Origin of the sequence: Aeribacillus pallidus (genome assembly GCF_050478865.1) — a bacterium.
Classification (GTDB): domain Bacteria; phylum Bacillota; class Bacilli; order Bacillales; family JACDOC01; genus JACDOC01.
In genome coordinates, this window is record NZ_JBCNBW010000034.1 from 93,827 (window position 1) to 117,411 (window position 23,585).

Sequence of the window (23,585 nt, forward strand, 5' to 3'; positions counted from 1 at the left end):
ATAGAGTATCCTCAGATTATGCTTTATTCGATAATAAATTCATTTATCTGTTTCCTACTAGGAGACTGAATATTCAGTCTCCTAGTAGGAAATGCATGTCCTTTCATATATTCTTACATACTTACAAATTTTAGTATCTTTCTTCGAACATTTCTTGTAGGGCTTGATAGGCGTTTGAAAAACCGCGTAATTTTCTATTCGACCATTTTTCATTAAAGTCTTGTATGGTCAAATACGTGATTTTCTCCGCAGCTTCTATACTTGTAAGACTATTCATCGTCTTTAATCGTTTACGTATGTCTTTAATGGTTCTTTCGATCGCGTTTGTCGTGTATATGACACTTCGTATGCTTAGTGGATATTTCATAAACGTGAGTAGAACATCTAAATCTTTTTCCCATGATTGTACTTCTCTTGCGTATTTTTTGGACCACTTTTTCTCGAATTCATGAAATGCTTGTATCGCTGCTTCTTTTGTCGTGGCACGATAAATGAGCTTTAAATCTTCTGCCACTTCTATTTGGTCTTTCTTTCTGACTTTATTTAATGTATTTCTGACTTTGTGCACGACACATCGTTGTACATCGGCTTTTGGATAGTCAGATTTAAAAGCTTCTTCTAAGCCATTAAGACCATCAAACACGCCAAGTAATACTTCTTTTACTCCGCGCTGATATAAATCTTGAAGAATTTCTTGCCATCCAAGAGCGCTTTCTTGACCTCCAACATAGAAGCCTAATATTTCTCGGTAGCCATCTTCATTGACTCCAAGGACGATATAAATGACTTCCTTCTCATACGTATCACGACGGACTTTTATATATAAGCCATCTAGGTAAAGGACAGAATAACGCTTATTGAGTGGACGTTGTTGCCATTTTCGAATGTCTTCTATCGTCGCATCTGTAATATTGCTTATCGTGGTTGGGGAGTAACTGGAACCAAGAATTCGTTCGATAAATTTACCGATTTCTCGAGTGCTCATCCCACTTTGGTACATTTTAATAATCGCTTCTTCGAGCCAACCATCGCGACGTTGATAAGGTTTAAATAGTTGGGTTTGAAAATCCCCATTTCGATCTCGTGGAACATGAAGCTGATCAATTTTTCCATACTTAGTATCCAAAGAACGGGTGTAATACCCATTTCTGGAGTTATGAATCTCTTTCTGTTCTACTTCTAAAAAGTTTTTGATTTCTTCTTTCATGATGAGCTCTAATTTTTCTTTGACAAACTCACGAATCATATTTTCCAGTTGATTTGCGAAGTCAGAGTTAGGTATACTACTAGACATAGGTAGGGTCATCCTTTCTCAATTTGTTTGGTCGCAAATCTGAGAATACCCTACCTATTTTTATTTATCTAGAAATTTGCTTACACAAAATTTTATACATCATCATTACTTATGTAAACATATAATAAAAGTAAACCAACAAATACTTCATTTATAACCGATAAATTATGGTGAGATGGCAAAGTTAAATTGGTTAAAAATCCGAATATTTTTCTAATTTGATGTTTTAAAGTTCGGTTTATATGCAAAATAAGGGCGGCAACATCGAATCGATTTCTTCCTTATTTGGCTACACCGTCAGCATGTCCAAGGCAAAACCAACAAACAGCGAATTCATCGCGATGGTCGCTGATAAATTACGCTTGGAGCATCGGGCGAGTTGAGAGGGTAAGTGACGGTGGGGGGATACGGTACTTCCCGATAAATATCCGAAAGATATCACAATCAGTTACCGAAAATTAACGCCTCTTTATTTACCGTTCATACAAACGGTGAGTAAGGGGGCGTTTTGTATGATTATGGAAAATGATTATTTCAGGATTGTATCCTTATAAAACCCATCATGGACAATGAAAAACCGCTGCATTCCTGTTCAATTTATACCAAGAGAATGGTAAAGGGTTTTTATGTAAACAAAGACGTCTTAAAAAAGACGTCTGATACTATACTTCAATAAACCGACTTCTACGTTAAACAAAGACGAGATGAACCCAATAATAGAGAAGACACAATGTTACCATTGTTGAGATGGGAATCACTATGAGTGACACGCTTAAATAATCGCCCCAAGTGACTTTAATTTTATGCTGCCTTAATATATGCATCCATATAAGCGAGGCAAGTGTACCAATCGGTAATAATAAAGAACCCATATCGCTCCCAATTATAGTAGCTAAATAGATGGTTTGAATTGTAACTGGGTCAAGCCCTAATTCGGTTAACGTAAATGTTCCTATCATTAACGCCGGATGATTGTTAAAAACATTAGATAGGATAGAAATGAGCCCTCCCATCATAACGCTTGCAAAAAATAATCCTTCATGTACCACCGGTTGAAAAATTGTTACAAGCCAGGCGGTTAAGCCGATGTTATGCAAACCATAAATTATCACATACATCGAAAAAGCAAAGATTAAAATATGCCATGGGGTTTTTTTCAATATATCTACTGGTGTGGTCCGTAAATAATACCATCTCCACCCTAGTAAAACAACTGATCCTAGAATAGCGATAATTTCTATTGGAATTCCAAAAAAGGATGCTACAAAAAGGAGACAACGAAGGAAAAAGACAAACATTAATATTTTCATCATCAATCTTGTTCGTTTTTGCTTCGTTGTAACAGAAATTGTTCCTTTCAACGGGTGGAAATGTTTCGTAAAAAATGTCTCCTCGATATCATAAATACTGGTTGGTAAAGTTTTTGGTAGTTTTTTCTTTATGACAAGAAACATGAACCATGACATAAATAACAATCCTAGGGTAGCCGGTACAAACATCATTGCTGTTTGCATATAAAGAGACATTTGAACGATTTCCAAACCGATTAAATTGACGATATTGCTGACGCCAATTGGAGCACTAGAAGCTGTAGCAATCAATGCTCCGCTTAATAAATAAGGAATTTGTACATAAGGTTTTAACCCGAGATTTCTCAGTAGTAAAATAAGTAACGGAGTCGTAATTAGAATACTTCCATCATTATTAAATAAAAGGGTCATTAAAAAACAGAGCAGTTGAATGTACCAATATAATCGATAGCCAGACCCGTTCGCTAAACGAATGAGTCGAGTGGCCGCCCAGTGGAAAAAGCCGAAACTTTCTAAGATAACAGCCATTACAATGGTGGCCATGATTGTTAACGAAGCACCACCAATTTTATTGATAATATCGATGATGTCTTCCTTTGAGACAATACCCATTATTAAAATGACCCCTGCACCAATGGAAGCTGGCCATGCCTCATTCATCCCCGCAGGTCTCCAAAAAATAACGCCCATCGTCATAAGGAAGACGAAGAATACCAAAAGTATTTGGACATCCATTTATATTCCTTCCTTTCTTCTTACTTAGTTGATTGACCATGCATGTCCGATTCACTATCAGTTTATTCGTCCTGTGGACAAACGTAATGGATGCTAGTCCATTAATGATAAAATGTATGCCTGTCCTATATGGAAAAAAGCCTATATAAAATACTGCTCTAATCAATGAATAAGGATGGAATATTTGGATGATGAAGGTGAAATACATCAAGGAAGAGGAAATATTATGTTGACAACTTGCATTGTGTGGCACGAGAAGCTGAATTGCATATAATTTAGATGTTTTGATACAATAACTTATTTGTCTTGTTTTCACTATGAAAAAACCTATATAATTTTTAGGGAGGGTGCGATTTGTGTCCTTAAAGGGGCCGCAGAAGGGAGAGAGGGGTATGAATCTCGTTCAAAATGATTACTTTTACATATGGGCCAATCAACAGAATGAGCTATTTATCCGGGTTGAAAAGAAAGGGTTTCCAATCAAAGAGATGAATGAAATTATAAAACAGCATCCCCGGATTCACATTACTCATTTTCTACCTTTAAAAAAAGCGCTCGAAGAAGGTTTAACAAATGATATACATATCGGTCAATTAAAAAATGAAGTCGAACTCTTCGTCTCAAAAGATGAAATGGAAGCTTCAGTGATCATTTATTGTTCGGACGATGATTTTGAAGAAGAACGTTCTCGATTTGTTGATAAAGTTTATCAAACGTTGGAAGAAGAACAGATAAATCACGGAATTCTTCATGATGTAATTAAAGACCAGCTAAAACCGAATGAATGGATAATTATCGCTAAAGGTACACCTCCTCAAAAGGGAGAGGATGCTAAAATCCGGCTGATTGAAGTTCCTGATCGAAAGCCAAGTATTAAAGAAGACGGGCGGGCAGATTTTTTTGACCTGAACTTTTTCAAGGAAGTAAAAAAAGGGGATTGGTTAGGGGAAAAAACACCTCCGACAGAAGGGGAACCAGGAATGACCATCCGCGGGCAAGTTGTTCCAGCGCCAGCAGGACGTGATGTCCCGCTTCGCTATGATGTGAACTCTATTTTTGAATACAAAGAAAATGAAATTTCCGTCATAAAAGCCAAAATCGATGGCATCGTCGAATATCGTGATGGAAAAATTACGGTCGGCTCCCATCTATATATTAAAGGCGACGTTGGTGTAGAAACTGGGAACATTGAATTTAATGGAAGTATTACGATTCAAGGAACCATTCAACCAGGCTATTGTGTGGTGGCGGAAAAGGACATCTCCATATTAAGTCCAATAGGAGTTAGTAATTGTGGAAAAATTTCTTCCCTACGCGGAGACGTGTTTATAAAAGGAGGCATTTTCGGTAACGAGGCAACAACCGTAGAAGCGGGAACCAACATTTTTGTCAAACACGCTCATGAATGTAAGCTTGTGGCCGCAAACAGTATATATATCGGCTCGTCAGCAATTGGGTGTCAGTTACAAGCTGAACGTATTCATGTAGATGAACGCCGAGGGCAAATCATCGGAGGAAAAGCTGAAGCGAAATATATGGTTACATCAGGAACAATTGGAAACAAATCTGAAATAAAGACCGAAATTATCGTTCATGGTTTTGACAAATCAAAACTGAAGAAAGATTATAAACACATCTTAATGATGTACAAAGAAGTCATGGAAAAAGTAGAACAAAAAAGAAAAATGATTGAAACGAGAAGTTCTTCGTTACCACAAATGACGGACCAGCAGCGCAAATTATTTGAAGTACAAAAAGATGAATTAGAAAAAATGTTTGCTAAACTATATGAATTAAATAATCAACGTAAAAAGTTTGAAGAGCTTTTGAAAATAAAAGGAGAAGGACAAGTCGTAATCGGTCGACAAGCATTTCCGCAAACGGTTTTAAAATTAAAATCGACCTATAAGCAACTCAATTCCGTTGTCAAAGGTACATATTATGTAGCGGAAGGAAAACTATTGTTGGAATAAGGATGTGACATTTGTGACCAAAATTTTTGCTCATCGTGGATATAGTGCAAAATATCCGGAAAATACAATGGTAGCTTTTCAAGCGGCTGAGAAGGTGGGCGCAGACGGAATTGAGCTCGATGTACAGCTATCGAAAGACGGTGAAGTCGTTGTCATCCATGATTTTACCATCGATCGAACGATGAATGGGAAAGGACGCGTCAATGAGTTGACCGTCGAACAACTTCAATCTTTTCATGCCAAAACGAATCGAAACGCTACCATCCCTACATTAAAAGAAGTTTTTACCTGGATAAAAACCAATTCGCTAGTATGTATTATTGAACTGAAAAATCATTCGAATACGGGAGGAGAATTAGAAGAAAAGGTTGTAGAGCTCGTACAACAATACGATTTGTTCGATCGAGTTATTATCTCCTCTTTTAATCATTACGCCATTGTTTATGTATATCGCCTATGTCCGCAAATCCAGATTGCACCGCTTTATTCAGAAGGGTTATACATGCCTTGGGTGTACGCATCGTCCATTCATGCAACAAGTATGCATCCGAATGTAAAAGTATGTCCTGACGAAATCGTTATCACCGCTTTAAAAAACGGGATTGAAGTGAGACCTTATACGGTGAACGATGAAAAGGAAATGATTCGTCTCTATCGCGTTGGTTGTTCTGCTATTTTTACAGACGATCCTGTCAAAGCAAAAAAAGTATATAACGATTGGCAAACAAAGAACGTCCATCCGCAGTAGGATGGATGCTTTATTTTTTTTGAAAGCGTTGTTGTACTTTTCCGCGTTTGCGGTCACGATGCAAAATAAATCCGCCGATAAAGCCGAGCCCGACGATAAAAAATACGAGACCAGCTAGAAATTGTAACCATAAAAACGGAAATGGCGAAGACATGATGCCAAAAACGGTATCACGCATCCATTTGATTCCATAGGCAGCCATAATTCCTGGAATCAATAATATAAGTAACGCTAGTAACCGCACCATATGTTGATTCTCCTTCACATTGTCTACATAGCCATCATATCGTAACTTTTCAAATTGTCAAGCAACTCGATTTTTGCTTAAATGTTAATATGAAAAAAGTTGCAATGCTCTTGGGTAGGAGGAGAAAGATTTTGCAAAAAGTACTCGTTGTTGGTGGAGGAAAAGGTGGTCGTGCGATTTATAAAATTTTAAAAGAAACCGCTGTCATGGAAATTGCAGCCATCGTTGATATTAATCCTGAAGCAGAAGGGATTCAACTGGCAAAAAAAGAAGGGGTGCCAACGGGTACAGATTGGCGTCCATTTTTAACAAAAGATATTGACATTGTAGTTGAAGTAACGGGGGACGAACAAGTATTTAAAGAAATCCGTGACGCTCGGCATAAAGATACGGTATTAATTCCTGGAAGTGTGGCTTATTTAATAGCGCAATTGATGGAAGAGAAAAAAGAATTGATTTCCGAATTAAAAGCCCAGTCGTATCGTCAAGATTTAATTTTTAATTCGACCAGCGACGGCATGGTCGGAATTAATCGCGACGGAAAAATCCTTTTATTTAATAAAAGCGCTGAACGGATAATAGGTGTGCGGCAAGAAGAAGCGATTGGGAGATATATTTTAGATATTATTCCAACTAGCGGTCTTCCGCGAGTGTTAGAAACAAGACGGAAAGAAATGAACCAAGAGCTCGTACTTGATAATGGAGTGAAAATTATTACGACGCGCATCCCGATTGTCGGAGAAAATGATGAATTAATAGGTGCGTTTTCCGTTTTTAAAGATATTACCGAGGTGGTAAATTTAGCTGAAGAGCTAACAAACTTAAAAGAAATTCAAACAATGCTTGAGGCGATTATTCATTCTAGTGACGATGCCATTTCCGTTGTCGATGAACATGGGCGAGGAATATTAATTAACCCAGCCTACACAAGAATTACAGGATTAACTCAAGAACAAGTCATCGGTAAACCAGCTACTGCAGATATTTCCGAAGGGGAAAGTATGCATATGAAAGTTCTCCAAACGAGACGTCCTGTACGTGGGGTGAAAATGCGGGTTGGACCAAAGAAAAAAGAAGTAGTCGTCAACGTCGCTCCGATTATTGTGAATGGAAAACTAAAAGGAAGCGTCGGTGTCATTCATGACATGTCTGAAATTCAAGCGTTAACAAAGGAGTTAGACCGAGCGAAACGCATTATTCGTAACTTAGAAGCGAAATACTCATTCGATGATATTATCGGCGAAGCAGAAGAAATGAAGCTAGCAATCGAACAAGCGAAACTTGGGGCAAAAACGCCGGCGACGGTTTTATTAAGAGGAGAATCTGGAACGGGAAAAGAACTGTTTGCTCATGCTATTCATAATGCCAGTGATCGGAAATATAATAAATTCGTTCGCGTCAACTGTGCAGCTCTCTCCGAAACTCTTCTTGAAAGCGAATTGTTTGGTTATGAAGAAGGTGCCTTTTCTGGTGCAAAACGTGGAGGGAAACGTGGGCTTTTTGAAGAGGCTAACAATGGCAGCATTTTTTTAGACGAAATTGGAGAATTAAGCTCCAATACACAAGCAAAACTGTTGCGTGTGCTCCAAGAAAACGAAATTGTGCGAGTCGGTGGAACAAAGCCAATTCCGATCAACGTACGTATTATCGCTGCTACTAACGTAAATCTTGAAAAAGGGATTGCTAACGGTACGTTTCGAGAAGATTTATATTACCGCTTAAATCGGATGCCAATTCAAATTCCGCCATTACGTAAACGGAAAGAAGATATTCCGTTATTGTGTGAGAGGCTGATTCAAAAAATCAACCAAGACTATGGCCGCAATGTCGAAGGAGTTAGTCAGGCAGCAATGGAAATTTTAATGGCGTACGATTGGCCAGGAAACGTTCGTGAATTAGAAAATATTTTAGGAAGGGCCATTATATTTATGAATTACCATGAAACAAGGATTGAACCAAAGCATTTACCGGTGCTTGTACCGAAACGTGACCAAGAGCGCTTCGAATCGACACCAATGACAAGTGACGAAAGTAAAAATTTAAACGATTTATTGCAAGAATACGAAAAAAAGATTATTCAACAAGTTTTGGAACAAAATAAAGGTAATAAAACAGCTACTGCCAAACAATTGGGAATTTCAGTCCGAAATCTGTATTACAAGCTTGAAAAGTTTGGCATTGCAATGAATGACATGCAATAAATTTCATACATGCAAAAAATTGCACGATAAAAAAGTTAAAAAATGAAGCGTTTTCATAAAATGAAAGTTGGCACGCTTTTTGCATATTAAATAAATGGTGTTGGAATTCAAATGAAGAAAGGGTTGAGGCAGCATACATGAAACTGGAAGCATTACTCGAAAAAGCAACCCAACTTGAACGCACAACAGTAGCGGTGGCAGCTGCAGAAGATGCAGAAGTCATTGAAGCAGTATCGCTCGCTGTTGAAAAAAATCTTGGTCGTTTTCTTCTCTTTGGAAATGAAGTAAAGACGAAACAACTACTTCAAGAACATGCACCGATTTTAATGGACAATGAAGCAATCAAGATTGTTCATGCGAATTCGAGTGCAGAAGCAGCTGAATTAGCCGTAAAAGCTGTTCGTAATAATGAAGCAAATGCGTTAATGAAAGGTCACGTACCAACCGCTGTTATTTTAAAAGCGGTACTAAATAAAGAATGGGGCTTAAGAACAGGGAATGTTTTATCACATGTCGCTGTTTTTGAAGTACCAGGTTACGATCGTTTCACCATTGTAACTGATGCGGCGATGAATATTGCCCCAGACTTAGAGCAAAAGGCTCAAATCGCAAACAATGCTGTAAACATCGCACGGGCGATTGGAATTGATACACCAAAAGTTGCTCCGATTGCGGCTGTTGAAGTTGTCAACCCTGCCATGCAGGCTACGTTGGATGCAGCAGCTTTGACTCAAATGAACAAACGCGGACAAATTCCAAACTGCATCATCGATGGACCATTAGCCCTTGATAATGCTGTATCGGTGGAAGCAGCTGAACATAAAGGGATTAAAAGCGATGTAGCAGGACATGCTGATATTTTACTTGTTCCGAACATTGAAACAGGAAATGCGTTATACAAATCATTAATTTACTTTGCCAAAGCAAAAGTTGGTGCTGTCATCGCTGGAGCAAAAGCGCCAATCGTGTTAACTTCACGTGCAGACAGTGCTGAAAGTAAATTGTATTCATTAGCGCTGGCAATTTGTTCAGCTTCAAAATAATATCGAAAAGAAATAAGGGAGGACTTTCATATGAAAATTTTTGAGTACATGGAAAAATACGATTACGAACAATTAGTCTTTTGTCAAGATGAACAATCTGGATTAAAAGCAATTATCGCGATTCACGATACAACGTTAGGACCAGCTTTAGGTGGTACTCGTATGTGGACATACGAATCTGAAGAAGCAGCGATTGAAGATGCGCTTCGTCTTGCTCGTGGTATGACATACAAAAACGCTGCTGCTGGTCTAAACCTTGGTGGCGGTAAAACAGTAATCATTGGAGACCCTCGTAAAGATAAAAACGAAGAAATGTTCCGTGCGTTTGGACGCTTCATCCAAGGATTAAACGGTCGCTACATCACTGCAGAAGACGTAGGAACAACAGTTGCTGACATGGATATTATCCATGAAGAAACGGACTATGTAACTGGAATTTCTCCAGCATTTGGTTCTTCTGGTAACCCATCTCCAGTTACAGCTTACGGTGTATACCGCGGTATGAAAGCAGCGGCGAAAGAAGCGTTTGGCACAGACTCTCTTGAAGGGTTAACAATCGCAGTACAAGGTGTTGGTAACGTTGCGTACAACCTTTGCCGTCATTTACACGAGGAAGGTGCAAAATTAATTGTTACTGACATCAATAAAGAAGCCGTTCAACGTGCCGTAGAAGAGTTTGGTGCAAAAGCGGTAGATCCAGCTGATATTTATAGCCAAGAGTGTGATATTTTCGCGCCATGTGCTCTTGGTGCTGTTATTAACGATGAAACGATTCCACAATTAAAAGCAAAAGTAATCGCTGGTGCAGCGAACAACCAATTAAAAGAAACGCGTCATGGGGATATTATCCATGAAATGGGTATTGTGTACGCTCCTGACTATGTTATTAACGCAGGTGGTGTAATTAACGTAGCAGACGAGCTTTACGGATATAACCGTGAACGTGCAATGAAGAAAGTTGAACAAATTTATAACAACATCGAAAAAGTAATCGAAATTGCTAAACGTGACGGTATTCCAACTTACCTTGCTGCTGACCGTATGGCAGAAGAGCGTATTGAAAGAATGCGCAAATCTCGCAGCCAATTCCTTCAAAACGGAAAACACATTTTAAGCCGTCGTCGATAATTCATCCCATTATTAGTTGAACGCTTGGCCTGTTTTGGCGAGGCGTTCTCCCTTTTCACAAAAATATTGGAGGTAACAACTGTGCAAGAACAATCCTATCGAATTCTTGTCATCAATCCAGGTTCTACGTCGACGAAAATTGGCGTATTTGAAAATGATATGGCCATTTTAGAAAAAACGATTCGTCATGATACGGACGTTATCAATTCGTTTCAAAACATCATCGATCAATATGAATTTCGTAAAAATACCATTTTAGAAACGTTAGACGAAGAAGGTATTAACATTAATAAGCTAAGTGCTGTTTGTGGTCGCGGTGGTCTTTTACGCCCAATCGAAGGTGGTACGTATGCTGTTAATGAAGCGATGCTGAAAGACCTTCGAGAAGGATATGCAGGCCAACATGCATCTAACCTTGGTGGAATCATTGCTTATGAAATTGCTTCTGGCTTAAACATTCCATCATTTATTGTCGACCCGGTCGTTGTCGATGAACTAGAGCCAATTGCTCGTATTTCTGGTTTTGCGCTAATTGAACGTCGCAGTATTTTCCATGCGTTAAACCAAAAAGCAGTGGCTCGTCGGGTGGCGAAACAATTAGGTAAAAAATATGAAGAAGTTAATTTCATTGTTACGCATATGGGCGGTGGTATTACGGTAGGCGCACATAAACAAGGTCGTGTCGTTGACGTAAACAACGGTCTTCATGGCGATGGCCCGTTCAGTCCAGAGCGTGCAGGAACGGTTCCTGCAGGTGACCTTGTTGACTTATGCTTCTCCGGCAACTATTACCGTGATGAAGTAATGAAAATGCTTGTTGGACAAGGTGGTCTTGTCGGTTACCTAGGTACAAATGATGCCGTCAAAGTAGAAAAAATGATTGAAGAAGGTGACGAAAAGGCAAAACTAGTATATGATGCCATGGCGTATCAAATTGCCAAAGAAATTGGTGCCGCAAGTGCGGTGCTCGAAGGAAAAGTAGATGCTATCATCTTAACTGGTGGACTCGCATACGGAAAAGAATTCGTTAAATCCATTAGCGATCGAATTAGTTGGATTGCTGATGTCATCGTTCAACCAGGAGAAAACGAATTACAAGCCCTTGCAGAAGGTGCATTGCGTGTTCTTCGAGGTGAAGAAAAAGTAAAAGATTATCCAGGCAACGTTCGTAACGAAGCGATAGTTTAACAAAAAGAGGAGGAAACTTAATTGGCACATGAATACGATTTAGTCATCTTAGGTGGCGGAACAGGTGGTTATGTGGCTGCCATTCGTGCGGCACAATTAGGATTAAAGACAGCAGTTGTCGAAAAAGGAAAACTTGGTGGTACGTGCTTACATAAAGGATGTATCCCAAGTAAAGCGCTTTTACGTAGTGCCGAAGTCTATGCAACAACAAAACGTGGTGATGAATTCGGTGTTGTAGCTTCTGATGTAAAACTTGACTTTGCAAAAGTACAAGAGCGCAAAAACAAAATCATTAGCCAGCTTCATGCCGGTGTGCAATCGTTAATGAAAAAAGGAAAAATTGACGTATACGAAGGAACGGGTCGTATTTTAGGACCATCTATCTTCTCACCAATGCCGGGTACGATTTCTGTTGAAATGAACAACGGAGAAGAAAATGAAATGCTTGTGCCGAAAAACGTTATTATCGCAACTGGTTCCCGTCCACGAACATTACCAGGCCTTAATATCGATGGCGAATACGTTCTATCTTCGGACGAAGCATTAGAACTCGAAACATTGCCATCTTCCATCATCATTGTTGGTGGTGGGGTTATCGGGATTGAGTGGGCATCTATGCTGTCAGACTTTGGGGTCGAAGTGACAGTGGTTGAGTATGCAGACCGTATAGTTCCAACGGAGGACCACGAAATTTCCAAAGAAATGCAACGTCTCATGAAGAAAAAGGGTGTCACGATTGTGACAAATGCAAAAGTATTACCTGAAACGTTAGTGAAAGGTGACGGCCAAGTTCAAATTAGCGCTGAAGTAAAAGGGGAACAAAAACAGTTCACTGCGGAAAAATTACTCGTTTCTGTCGGCAGACAAGCGAACGTTGAAGGAATTGGCCTTGAAAACACAGACATTGTTGTAGAAAAAGGCTTTATTAAGGTAAACGAATTTTTCCAAACAAAAGAATCGCACATTTATGCGATTGGCGACGTTATCGGCGGTCTTCAGCTTGCTCACGTGGCAAGCCATGAAGGAATTATTGCCGTTGAGCATATCGCTGGCGAAAAGCCTGATCCAATGGACTACACCCTTGTCTCAAAATGTATTTATTCCAACCCTGAAATTGCTAGCGTTGGTTTAACGGAACAAGAAGCGAAAGAAAAAGGACATAATGTCAAAGTAGGGAAATTCTCGTTCCGTGCGATTGGTAAAGCGTTAGTCTTCGGAGAATCAGACGGTTTTGTGAAAATTGTGGCTGATAAAGACACAGATGACATATTAGGTGTTCATATGATTGGTCCACACGTCACTGACATGATTTCTGAAGCTGGATTAGCGCGCGTACTTGACGCGACTCCGTGGGAAGTTGCCCATACCATTCACCCACACCCAACGCTAAGCGAGGCTATTGGTGAAGCAGCACTTGCTGTTGATGGAAAGGCCATTCATTCATAATGTTTTAGGAGGGACGTTTCCCTCCTTACATAATCAAATATTAGGAGGTTTAAAAGATGGCTGAAAATCGTCATAAAGCTTTAGGTTTAAGCGATGAAACCGTATTAGAAATGTATGAAACGATGCTTCTTGCCCGTCGTTTAGACGAGCGTATGTGGTTATTAAACCGCTCTGGTAAAATTCCTTTCGTTATTTCTTGTCAAGGACAAGAAGCGGCTCAAGTTGGTGCAGCGTTTGCCCTTGATCGTGAAAAAGATTATGTTTTACCGTACTACCGTGACATGGGTGTTGTTTTAACATTTGGAATGACACCAACAGATTTAATGTTATCTGCCTTTGCGAAAGCAGAAGATCCAAACTCTGGCGGACGTCAAATGCCAGGTCACTTCGGTCAAAAGAAAAATCGTATCGTCACAGGATCTTCTCCAGTTACAACGCAAGTGCCTCATGCGGTAGGTATCGCATTAGCAGGTAAAATGGAAGGAAAAGATTTAGTTACATTCGTAACTTTTGGTGAAGGTTCTTCAAACCAAGGAGACTTCCATGAAGGAGCGAACTTTGCTGGAGTTCATAAATTACCAGTTATTTTTATGTGTGAAAACAACAAATATGCGATCTCTGTTCCAATTGAAAAGCAATTAGCATGTGAAAAAGTATCTGACCGTGCAGTTGCATATGGTATGCCAGGATATACAGTAGATGGTAACGATCCGTTAGAAGTGTACAAAGTCGTAAAAGAAGCAGCAGATCGTGCACGTCGCGGTGAAGGTCCTACATTAATTGAAACTATTTCTTATCGTTTAACTCCGCACTCTTCTGACGATGATGATCGTAGCTATCGTGACCAAGAAGAGGTAAAAGAAGCAAGAGCAAAAGATCCAATTATTACATTTGCTGCTTACTTAAAAGAAGTAGGTGTAATGGATGACGCCTTAGAAAAAGAAATTAACGACCGTGTTATGAAGAAAGTAAATGAAGCAACGGATTACGCTGAAAATGCACCGTATGCTGAACCAGAACATGCATTAAAGTACGTATACGCTGAGAAGTAAGGGGGAAGGAATTATGCCGGTAATTTCTTATATTGATGCTGTAACAATGGCTATTCGTGAAGAGATGGAACGTGACCCACGCGTATTTGTCCTTGGGGAAGACGTAGGAAAAAAAGGTGGGGTATTTAAAGCTACTCAAGGATTATATGAACAATTTGGTGAAGAACGTGTGATCGATACACCTCTTGCTGAGTCAGCAATTGCAGGTGTAGGGATCGGTGCAGCGATGTACGGAATGCGCCCAATCGCTGAAATGCAATTCGCTGACTTCATCATGCCAGCTGTAAACCAAATTATTTCGGAAGCGGCTCGTATCCGTTACCGTTCTAACAACGACTGGAACTGTCCAATCGTTATTCGTGCACCATATGGTGGTGGTGTACACGGAGCGCTTTATCACTCTCAGTCAGTGGAAGCGATATTTGCGAACCAACCTGGATTAAAAATCGTTATGCCTTCAACACCTTATGATGTGAAAGGTTTATTAAAAGCGGCGATTCGTGACGACGATCCTGTTCTCTTCTTCGAACACAAACGTGCGTACCGCTTAATTAAAGGGGAAGTACCTGAAGACGATTATGTATTACCAATTGGAAAAGCAGACGTAAAACGTGAAGGTAGCGACATTACAGTCATTACGTACGGATTATGCGTACACTTTGCATTACAAGCAGCAGAACGTCTTGCTCAAGATGGCATTGAAGCACACATTTTAGACTTACGTACGGTCTATCCGCTTGATAAAGAAGCAATAATAGAAGCAGCTTCTAAAACAGGTAAAGTGCTTCTAGTTACAGAAGACAACAAAGAGGGAAGCGTCATGAGTGAAGTAGCAGCGATTATTGCTGAACATTGCTTATTTGATCTTGATGCACCAATTATGCGTCTTGCCGGTCCAGATGTACCAGCGATGCCATACGCTCCAACAATGGAGAAATTCTTCATGGTAAACCCTGATAAGATTGAAAAGGCAATGCGCGAGCTAGCTGAATTTTAATCGTCTGATATCGACAACAAATAAGGAGGTTTTCTCTTGTGGCTATAGAAAAAATGACCATGCCGCAACTTGGTGAGAGTGTAACAGAAGGTACGATTACAAAATGGCTAGTCTCTCCTGGAGATGCGGTAAATAAATACGATCCAATCGCTGAAGTAATGACCGATAAAGTAAACGCAGAAGTTCCTTCTTCATTTACAGGTGTCATTAAAGAATTAGTGGCAAACGAAGGAGACACGCTTGCAGTAGGTGAAGTCATCTGTACGATTGAAGTAGAAGGTGGAGGTTCAGCAGCGGCTCCAACTAAAGAGATGAAAGAAGAAAAACAAGAAGAAACAGCTACCCAAGCGGCAAAAGCGGATGCGCCAAATAAAGCGCGTTATTCACCAGCTGTTCTTAAATTGTCTCAAGAGCATGGCATTGATCTTTCTCAAGTGCAAGGTACAGGTAAAGGCGGACGAATTACCCGTAAAGACATTTTAGCAATTATTGAGTCTGGTAACATTCCAAAAGCAGCAAATAAACCTGCTGAAGCGGCTCAACCAGTCCAAGAAGCGCCTAAGGCTGAAGTTCAACCAACTCAACCCGCACAAGCGGCACCAGCGAAGCCAGTAAGCCCGGCACCAAACATCCCAGTCGCTCCTGGAGATGTGGAAATTCCAGTATCCGGCGTTCGGAAAGCGATTGCTACAAATATGCTTCGTAGTAAGCATGAAGCTCCGCATGCTTGGACGATGATGGAGGTCGACGTAACCAACTTAGTAGAGTATCGTGATTCCATCAAAACAGAATTCAAGAAGCGTGAAGGCTTTAACTTAACATACTTCGCATTCTTCGTTAAAGCGGTCGCCCAAGCGTTAAAAGAATTCCCACAAATCAACTCCATGTGGGCAGGAGATAAAATTATTCAAAAGAAAGACATTAATATTTCAATTGCGGTTGCGACAGAAGATGCTTTATACGTACCAGTCATTAAAAATGCCGATGAAAAATCCATCAAAGGAATTGCGAAAGAAATCGCTGAACTTGCTCATAAAGTTCGTACAGGCACATTAAAATCTGAAGACATGCAAGGCGGAACATTCACGGTGAACAACACAGGTTCATTCGGCTCTGTTCAATCGATGGGTATCATCAACTACCCACAAGCGGCAATTTTACAAGTAGAAGCAATTGTTAAACGTCCAGTTGTAATGCCAAACGGTATGATTGCTGTTCGTGACATGGTGAACCTATGTATGTCTCTTGACCATCGCGTCCTTGACGGCTTAATTTGCGGTCGCTTCTTACAACGCGTCAAAGAAATCCTTGAAAACATCTCTAAAGAAAATACTTCTGTTTATTAATAAATAAAACCATCCCTACGCATTTTAGCGTGGGGATGGTTTTATTATTCCTGGGAAATCAAACACAACAAAACAGTATTTCAGAAAGAGTGATGCCTTAGCCTACCGTATGTAAATTACTTAATTACCTGAAACCCCATCGAAGTGACTTTCTTTTCCGTTGTTAAAAATTTTGATTGTATGAACAGGAGCATTAACTTTTAATTGATAGAGTACATGGGGATTGAAAGTATTTTGGTTATAGTCGTCCGTTTTTTGTTGATTAACATAGATGGATAGCGTTTCCCCATCCACTTCTACTTGCACGTCTGTTACATATTCCAGTTCTTCTCCTTGAATTACCGTATATCGATTAAAGAAAACATAGAGTGTGTCCTTATCGTAAAAATAAAGATAGTTTCCATTATACTGGCGAACTTGATCAAAATAGGTATAAACATTCATTGGAAGATGTTTGAATTTTATTTCAGAAAGGCTAATCTGAGATTCGCAACTAGATAAAAGTAATAAACCGACTAAAATTATTAACCATTTCTTCATTTAACTCCTCCATAGACAAGGAATAATTAAAATTTGTGTTAACATAAATTACCAAAAATTGAATGATTTTTTCCCTCTCTGATGATCGTTACTAACTTTGAAAAGGTAGGTCGTTGCTTGAATTCTTTATATATACTAAAATAATGATATATAGAAAATTCATAAAACTTCAAAAAGTAAGCAGTTTCTGAAAAGGGGTGCTTGTTGCTTTTTATACGATCAAAGGGAGGGACTGAAATGGCCAATTTAGAAACGATGAAACAGCAATCGTTTCCACCGCCGGATTATGAAACGTGGAAAGAATCGGTGGAGAAATCATTAAAGGGGAAACCGTATGAAAAATTATTTTCTAAAACATATGAAGGTATTCAATTAAAGCCGATTTATACGCGTGAAGATTTAAGTTCACTTGAGCATATAGAACAGTATCCTGGATTTTCTCATTATGTTCGTGGGACAAGCGTCAACGGCTATGTTAAGGAACCGTGGGCAATAAGCCAGGAAATTTTTGCAGAAAGTCCTGAACAATGGAATGAAATCGTTAAACACGATTTATCTAAAGGACAAACGGAAATTCATCTTGTGTTGGATAAGCTTCCGTTTTGGGTGAATACAGTGGAAGACCTAGAAACAATGTTTGCCGGGATTCCGCTAACAGATTACTCGATTCGTATTGATGCCGGTGACTGTTCACTCCCGTTTGTATCTTTGTTCAAAGCATTTGTCGAAAAGCATCAACTCTCTTTTTCAAAGTTACGTGGCACAATTGGGATGGATCCTTTAGGTAGTTTAATTGAGAGCGGTCAAACGAATTTCTCATTATCTACGTTATATGATGTTATGGCCGACATTACAAGATGGTCACACGAACATTTGCCTTATATAAAAACCATTATGATTCATGGTGAACCGTACCATCATGCCGGGGCGAACGTGGTCCAAGAATTAGCATTTGCGTTTGCTACAGCCGTTGAATATATTCGCGAACTGATGGCTCGCGGGTTAACCATCGATGAGGTTGCGCCAAACATGAGTTTTTCCTTTGCAATTGGGTCTCATTTTTTTATGGAAATTGCGAAACTGCGTGCGGCTCGACTCGTGTGGTCAAATATTATTCAAGCATTTAATGGGAACAAGGAGTCACAAAAATTAGTTATCCATGCTCGGACTTCTTATTTTACAAAGACAGTGCATGATCCTTACGTCAATATGCTTCGTTCGACTACAGAAGCTTTTGCTGCAGTCGTTGGTAGTGCCAATAGCTTGCACGTATCACCTTTTGATGAACCGATTCGACCAGCTGACGAGTTTTCCCGCCGGATTGCACGGAACACTCAACTCATTCTTCTCGAGGAATCGCATTTAGGAAAAGTGATTGATCCAGCAGGTGGCTCCTATTTTGTAGAGACGTTAACACATCAAATAGCCGAGGAAGCGTGGAAATTATTCCAGCAAATCGAAATAAAAGGTGGCATGGTTCAAGCGCTTCAAGACGGATTCGTGCAGACTGAAGTGAAAAAAGTAGCTGATAAACGTTTAGAGCAAGTAAAAATGCGGAACGAAAAAATCGTCGGTACGAATTTCTATGCAAACTTAGCTGAGCCGGTGATGAAAAAAGAAAAGTTGCAGAAAGAAAGAACGAGAGAGGTACTTAATAAAGACATCGTTAAACAATTAAAAAATGAATTTGCATCGAAACGATTCGTTAAGCCGGCTTTCACTATGGTCGAACGAAAAGCGAGTGCACAAGATATTAGGAAAGCTTTGCACAGTGAAACCCTTATCATTCAACCATTAAACCGCTGGCGGTTAGCCGAACCTTTTGAACAATTACGGGCAGCGTCCCTACAACATCTCGAAAAAACGGGTAGCCGTCCAAAAGTGGTTTTATTAAATATTGGTACAATTCCACAGTATAAACCGCGTGCGGATTTTATTACTGGTTTTTTTGAAACAGGCGGCTTTGAAGTAAAAAGTAACATTGGTCGTGAAGTCAGCGACGAAACATTGGAAGAACTCGTATCTGAAGGGACACATTTTATCATTTGTGGAACGGATGAAATGTATAAAGATTGGGTTCCAAACTTAGCAGTGAAGCTCAAAAAAGAGCATCCTTCTATCCGATTATACGTTGCTGGTAAACAAGCTCCGGATATAGAACAAGCATTCATCCTATCCGGTATTGACGGTTTTATTCATATGAAATCGAATGTTTATGAGACATTGGTTCAGTTTATGTACGATATGGGGGTGGCCATCGATGAGTAAACAGGTCGATTTTTCCAACATTTCGTTAAATCTAGTGAGTGAAAAAGTAAATGAGCAGCAATGGAAACAAGCCATTGAAGAAAAATTGAAACAATCGATAGATGATCTTCTATTTGAAACGAATGAACATATAGCCATTAAACCGTTATATACGAAAAAAGACATCGAGGGACTCGACTTTCTTGATTACATGCCTGGCATTCCTCCATATCTTCGTGGTCCATATCCGTCCATGTATATTAATCGTCCGTGGACGGTCCGTCAATACGCTGGCTTTTCAACAGCGGAAGAAAGTAATGCATTTTATCGTCGTAACTTAGCGATGGGACAAAAAGGGTTATCAGTTGCTTTTGACTTAGCTACACACCGCGGTTATGATTCCGATCACCCTCGGGTCGTAGGGGACGTCGGGAAAGCGGGAGTTGCCATTGATTCAATTTTAGATATGAAAATTTTATTTGATGGCATCCCTCTAGACCAAATGTCCGTTTCGATGACGATGAACGGAGCCGTTCTCCCGATTATGGCATTTTATATCGTTACCGCCGAGGAGCAAGGAGTTCCTCAAGAGAAATTATCAGGAACGATTCAAAACGATATTTTAAAAGAATATATGGTGCGCAATACGTACATTTATCCGCCAGAGATGTCGATGCGCATTATTGCGGATATATTTGAATACACGTCTAAACATATGCCGAAGTTTAATAGCATAAGTATTTCCGGTTACCATATGCAAGAAGCTGGAGCCCCAGCAGATCTTGAACTAGCCTATACGTTGGCTGATGGACTAGAATACGTTCGTACCGGAATAAAAGCAGGGATCGATATCGATTCGTTTGCGCCACGCCTGTCGTTCTTCTGGGCGATAGGAATGAATTATTTTATGGAAGTAGCCAAAATGCGGGCAGCCCGTGTGATTTGGGCGAAAATGATGAAATCATTTAACCCGAAAAATCCGAAGTCGTTAGCGCTCAGAACACACTCCCAAACATCTGGCTGGAGCTTGACCGAACAAGATCCGTTCAACAACGTCGTTCGAACATGTATCGAAGCGATGGCAGCAGCGCTCGGGCATACCCAATCCCTTCATACCAATGCGCTTGATGAAGCAATTGCCTTACCGACTGATTTCTCCGCACGAATTGCACGTAATACGCAATTATATTTACAAGATGAAACCAAGATTACTCAAGTGATCGATCCATGGGCGGGTTCGTACTATGTTGAAGCGTTGACAAACGAATTAATGGAACGAGCTTGGAAGCATATCGAAGAAATTGAGGAACTCGGTGGAATGGCGAAAGCGATTGACACCGGACTTCCAAAAATGCGTATTGAAGAAGCGGCCGCCAGACGCCAAGCATTAATTGATTCTGGAAAAGAAACGATTATTGGTGTAAATCGTTATCGGTTAGAAAAAGAAGACCCGATTGACATTTTAGCCATTGACAATACCGAAGTGAGAAGAAAACAAATTGAACGACTTGAGTATTTAAAGAAACATCGGAATGAAGAGGAGGTTCGTTCCGCATTAGAAAAAATTACGAATGTCGCGGCTTCCGGTGAAGGAAATTTATTAGCGTTAGCAGTAGAGGCCGCGCGTGTTCGGGCAACCCTCGGGGAAATTTCCGATGCGATTGAAAAAGTGTCCGGACGTCATAAAGCGATTATTCGTTCCATTAGTGGGGTTTACAGCTCCAACTACTCCGATGAAGAGGAAATTAAAAAGGTCCAAAAAATGACAAACGAATTTTTAGAGTTGGAAGGAAGACGACCGCGTATTTTAATTGCCAAAATGGGACAAGACGGTCATGACCGTGGAGCAAAAGTCGTGGCTACAGCCTATGCGGACATGGGCTTTGATGTCGATATTGGACCGCTTTTTCAAACTCCAGCGGAAACGGCGCAGCAAGCAATCGAAAACGACGTTCATGTCGTCGGAGTTAGCTCGTTAGCTGCTGGACATAAAACATTAGTTCCAGAGCTTATTGAAGAATTGAAAAAGCGTGGCAGAGACGATATTGTCGTCATCGTCGGTGGTGTTATTCCACCGCAAGATTATGACTTCTTGTACGAACACGGAGCTAGTGCAATTTTTGGACCAGGAACCGTTCTACCGGTGGCCGCCCAAAAAATACTCGAAGCGGTGTATGACCGTCTTGGGTATGAGGAAGTGAACGTATAACATGGGAGAAGGTCGTAAGCCGGAATGGATGGAAAACGAAACCAAGCATACAACAAGCTCGATTTTATCTGGAAAAGGACATTCAACTGGTGAATTTAAACAGAAGCGGAAGCCGTCTCGTCCAGTCATGTCGGTGGAACAATTAACGGAAGGGGTGTTACGTCAAGACCGAGCGACGTTAGCACGAGCCATCACCTTAATCGAAAGTCAAGCCGCTAAGCACTATGAGGTTGCCCAACAATTGTTGCAGCGGGTGTTACCTCATACTGGCTCTTCGATTCGCATCGGGATTTCTGGTGTGCCTGGTGCGGGAAAAAGTACGTTTATCGAAGCGTTCGGACTCTATTTGTGTGAGAAAGGATATAAGGTGGCTGTCTTAGCGGTCGATCCAAGCTCCTCGGTATCTGGAGGAAGCATTCTCGGAGACAAGACTAGAATGGAGCAACTAAGTCGTCACCCGAATGCGTTTATCCGCCCGTCTCCTTCTGGCGGAACGTTAGGAGGCGTACATCGTAAAACGAGAGAAACGATGCTGTTATGTGAAGCGGCCGGTTTTGATGTCATTTTAATTGAAACAGTCGGCGTCGGCCAAAGTGAAATCATCGTTCGCAGTATGGTCGACTTTTTCCTCCTTCTTGTGTTAACTGGTGCGGGTGATGAACTGCAAGGAATGAAAAAGGGCATAATGGAAATTGCCGATGCTATTCTAGTTAACAAAGCCGACGGATCAAACCTTCCGTTAGCGAAAAAAACAAAAGAAGAATACAATCAGTTATTACACTTTTTACAACCAGCAACAAAAGGCTGGGAAACAAGAGCGTATACATGTTCGGCGTTAACCGGGGATGGAATTGAAGACGTATGGAAAGTCATTCAACGATTTGTGGAATCAACGAAAGAATCGAATGTCTTTTTTGAACGTCGCAAAGAACAAGCCATTGAATGGATGTACACGATGATTCATGATCGGCTGCACACGACGTTTTTCCAACACCCTCGCATCCAAGAACTCCTTCCAGACGCCGAGCAATCGGTAAAGGAAGGAACCGATACAGTCACTTCCGTAGTCGATCGATTATTTTCCGCTTTTACGGATTCGTAAAATGAACACCGCTTTAAAGGCGGTGTTTTTTTATCGAAAAGAATAAATAGATGACGACTCACACCCATATTGTGATGAGTCAATAAAACTTGTCGATTGGCAAGTAGAGGTTATGCATTGTTTTGGTAATTGATAGATTGAACACTTCCTCTTGGATTCGGAAAAAAATAAGGTGTAAATGGACAATCACTCCATAATTTTTTAATAACCACGGTCCCTTTAAAATTGATAAAACACACCACTTCTTGCTACAATGAAAAATGAAATGATGACGATGTGAGGTGTAAATAAATGAACATGGATTTTAATCTTTTTATGAATGATATTGTTCGTCAAGCTCGTGAAGAAATGGTTGCGAGTGGCTATAAAGAATTGCGTACACCAGAAGAAGTAGAAGAAGCGTTTGCAAAAAAAGGAACGACGCTTGTCATGATTAACTCTGTATGCGGATGTGCTGGTGGAATTGCACGTCCAGCAGCAGCTCATGCCATTCATTACGACAAGCGTCCAGATCATTTAGTGACCGTGTTTGCTGGTCAAGACAGAGAGGCGACAGCAAAAGCACGCAGCTATTTTGAAGGATATCCGCCTTCTTCTCCATCTTTCGCTTTATTAAAAGACGGAAAAATTTGCACGATGGTAGAACGTCATGAAATCGAAGGGCATGATCCGATGTCTGTTGTTCGTAAATTACAAGAAGCGTTTGACAAATATTGTGACGAAGTATAATTTTGAAAAGGTAAATGAGGGTTCTCCTTGTTTACCTTTTTTTAGGGGCA

General features: G+C 40.3%; 18 protein-coding genes and 1 pseudogene. 15 read left to right on the top strand and 4 right to left on the bottom strand.

The genetic code is table 11. The features are described 5' to 3' along the window. Nucleotides 1–130 precede the first annotated feature (130 nt). Complete coding sequence (locus ABES52_RS08010) at nt 131–1,294, bottom strand: IS256 family transposase (RefSeq protein WP_429650622.1); 1,164 nt, start codon at nt 1,292–1,294, stop codon at nt 131–133. Between the two features lie 257 nt (nt 1,295–1,551). On the opposite strand from ABES52_RS08010, the pseudogene ABES52_RS08015 reads away from it, so the two are divergent. Then, nucleotides 1,552–1,677: pseudogene (locus tag ABES52_RS08015) on the top strand (sporulation initiation factor Spo0A C-terminal domain-containing protein); the annotation flags it as partial. Between the two features lie 306 nt (nt 1,678–1,983). Here the strand turns inward: ABES52_RS08015 and ABES52_RS08020 are convergent. Further along, nucleotides 1,984–3,339, bottom strand: a complete 1,356-nt coding sequence (locus ABES52_RS08020; RefSeq protein ID WP_429650623.1) for an arsenic transporter — start codon at nt 3,337–3,339, stop codon at nt 1,984–1,986. Between the two features lie 392 nt (nt 3,340–3,731). Between ABES52_RS08020 and ABES52_RS08025 the strand changes: the two genes are divergently transcribed. Together ABES52_RS08025 and ABES52_RS08030 are read left to right on the top strand one after the other, a co-directional pair. Continuing rightward, a complete protein-coding gene (locus tag ABES52_RS08025; RefSeq protein ID WP_429650624.1) occupies nt 3,732–5,312 on the top strand; it encodes a flagellar assembly protein A in 1,581 nt (526 codons plus the stop codon). Between the two features lie 13 nt (nt 5,313–5,325). After that, nucleotides 5,326–6,060, top strand: a complete 735-nt coding sequence (locus ABES52_RS08030) for a glycerophosphodiester phosphodiesterase (RefSeq protein ID WP_429650625.1) — start codon at nt 5,326–5,328, stop codon at nt 6,058–6,060. A 10-nt stretch (nt 6,061–6,070) separates the two neighbouring features. On the opposite strand, the gene ABES52_RS08035 is transcribed toward ABES52_RS08030, so the two are convergent. Next, nucleotides 6,071–6,307 (bottom strand): DUF2627 domain-containing protein, encoded by a 237-nt coding sequence (locus ABES52_RS08035; RefSeq protein WP_429650626.1) that lies wholly within the window; start codon nt 6,305–6,307, stop codon nt 6,071–6,073. 131 nt (nt 6,308–6,438) lie between these two features. Here ABES52_RS08035 and ABES52_RS08040 point away from each other — a divergent pair, with 131 nt between their 5' ends. From ABES52_RS08040 to ABES52_RS08075, 8 genes are all read left to right on the top strand, one after another. Further along, nucleotides 6,439–8,508: a sigma-54 interaction domain-containing protein gene (locus tag ABES52_RS08040; RefSeq protein WP_429650627.1), complete on the top strand. Its 2,070-nt coding sequence runs from the start codon at nt 6,439–6,441 to the stop codon at nt 8,506–8,508. Nucleotides 8,509–8,645: 137 nt separating this feature from the next. Beyond that, complete coding sequence (gene yqiS / locus ABES52_RS08045) at nt 8,646–9,551, top strand: phosphate butyryltransferase (protein WP_429650628.1); 906 nt, start codon at nt 8,646–8,648, stop codon at nt 9,549–9,551. Nucleotides 9,552–9,581: 30 nt separating this feature from the next. Further along, entirely contained in the window at nt 9,582–10,679 is a 1,098-nt protein-coding gene (gene bcd, locus ABES52_RS08050) for a branched-chain amino acid dehydrogenase (RefSeq protein WP_429650629.1), read from the top strand. An 81-nt stretch (nt 10,680–10,760) separates the two neighbouring features. Further along, nucleotides 10,761–11,867 (top strand): butyrate kinase, encoded by a 1,107-nt coding sequence (gene buk / locus ABES52_RS08055; RefSeq protein WP_429650630.1) that lies wholly within the window; start codon nt 10,761–10,763, stop codon nt 11,865–11,867. A 21-nt stretch (nt 11,868–11,888) separates the two neighbouring features. Continuing rightward, nucleotides 11,889–13,313 (top strand): dihydrolipoyl dehydrogenase, encoded by a 1,425-nt coding sequence (gene lpdA / locus ABES52_RS08060; RefSeq protein WP_429650631.1) that lies wholly within the window; start codon nt 11,889–11,891, stop codon nt 13,311–13,313. Between the two features lie 56 nt (nt 13,314–13,369). After that, the gene (locus ABES52_RS08065) at nt 13,370–14,365 is read left to right on the top strand and encodes a thiamine pyrophosphate-dependent dehydrogenase E1 component subunit alpha (protein WP_429650632.1); all 996 of its coding nucleotides are present in this window, start codon (nt 13,370–13,372) and stop codon (nt 14,363–14,365) included. 13 nt (nt 14,366–14,378) lie between these two features. Continuing rightward, nucleotides 14,379–15,362, top strand: coding sequence for an alpha-ketoacid dehydrogenase subunit beta (locus ABES52_RS08070; protein WP_429650633.1), 984 nt, complete (start codon nt 14,379–14,381; stop codon nt 15,360–15,362). 38 nt (nt 15,363–15,400) lie between these two features. Then, nucleotides 15,401–16,708, top strand: coding sequence for a dihydrolipoamide acetyltransferase family protein (locus ABES52_RS08075; protein ID WP_429650634.1), 1,308 nt, complete (start codon nt 15,401–15,403; stop codon nt 16,706–16,708). Between the two features lie 120 nt (nt 16,709–16,828). On the opposite strand, the gene ABES52_RS08080 is transcribed toward ABES52_RS08075, so the two are convergent. Further along, the gene (locus tag ABES52_RS08080) at nt 16,829–17,248 is read right to left on the bottom strand and encodes a hypothetical protein (RefSeq protein WP_429650635.1); all 420 of its coding nucleotides are present in this window, start codon (nt 17,246–17,248) and stop codon (nt 16,829–16,831) included. 237 nt (nt 17,249–17,485) lie between these two features. On the opposite strand from ABES52_RS08080, the gene ABES52_RS08085 reads away from it, so the two are divergent. The 4 genes from ABES52_RS08085 (at nt 17,486) to ABES52_RS08100 (ending at nt 23,535) form a co-directional block, all read left to right on the top strand. Continuing rightward, nucleotides 17,486–19,516: a methylmalonyl-CoA mutase family protein gene (locus tag ABES52_RS08085; protein ID WP_429650636.1), complete on the top strand. Its 2,031-nt coding sequence runs from the start codon at nt 17,486–17,488 to the stop codon at nt 19,514–19,516. Beyond that, nucleotides 19,509–21,704 carry a methylmalonyl-CoA mutase gene (gene scpA / locus ABES52_RS08090; protein ID WP_429650637.1) on the top strand — a complete coding sequence of 732 codons (2,196 nt, stop codon included), beginning with the start codon at nt 19,509–19,511 and terminating at the stop codon, nt 21,702–21,704. The genes ABES52_RS08085 and scpA overlap by 8 nt, the downstream gene beginning before the upstream one ends. A gap of 1 nt (nt 21,705) precedes the next feature. Further along, a complete protein-coding gene (meaB, locus tag ABES52_RS08095) occupies nt 21,706–22,806 on the top strand; it encodes a methylmalonyl Co-A mutase-associated GTPase MeaB (protein WP_429650638.1) in 1,101 nt (366 codons plus the stop codon). 291 nt (nt 22,807–23,097) lie between these two features. Continuing rightward, a complete protein-coding gene (locus tag ABES52_RS08100) occupies nt 23,098–23,535 on the top strand; it encodes a BrxA/BrxB family bacilliredoxin (RefSeq protein WP_429650639.1) in 438 nt (145 codons plus the stop codon). Nucleotides 23,536–23,585 lie beyond the last annotated feature (50 nt).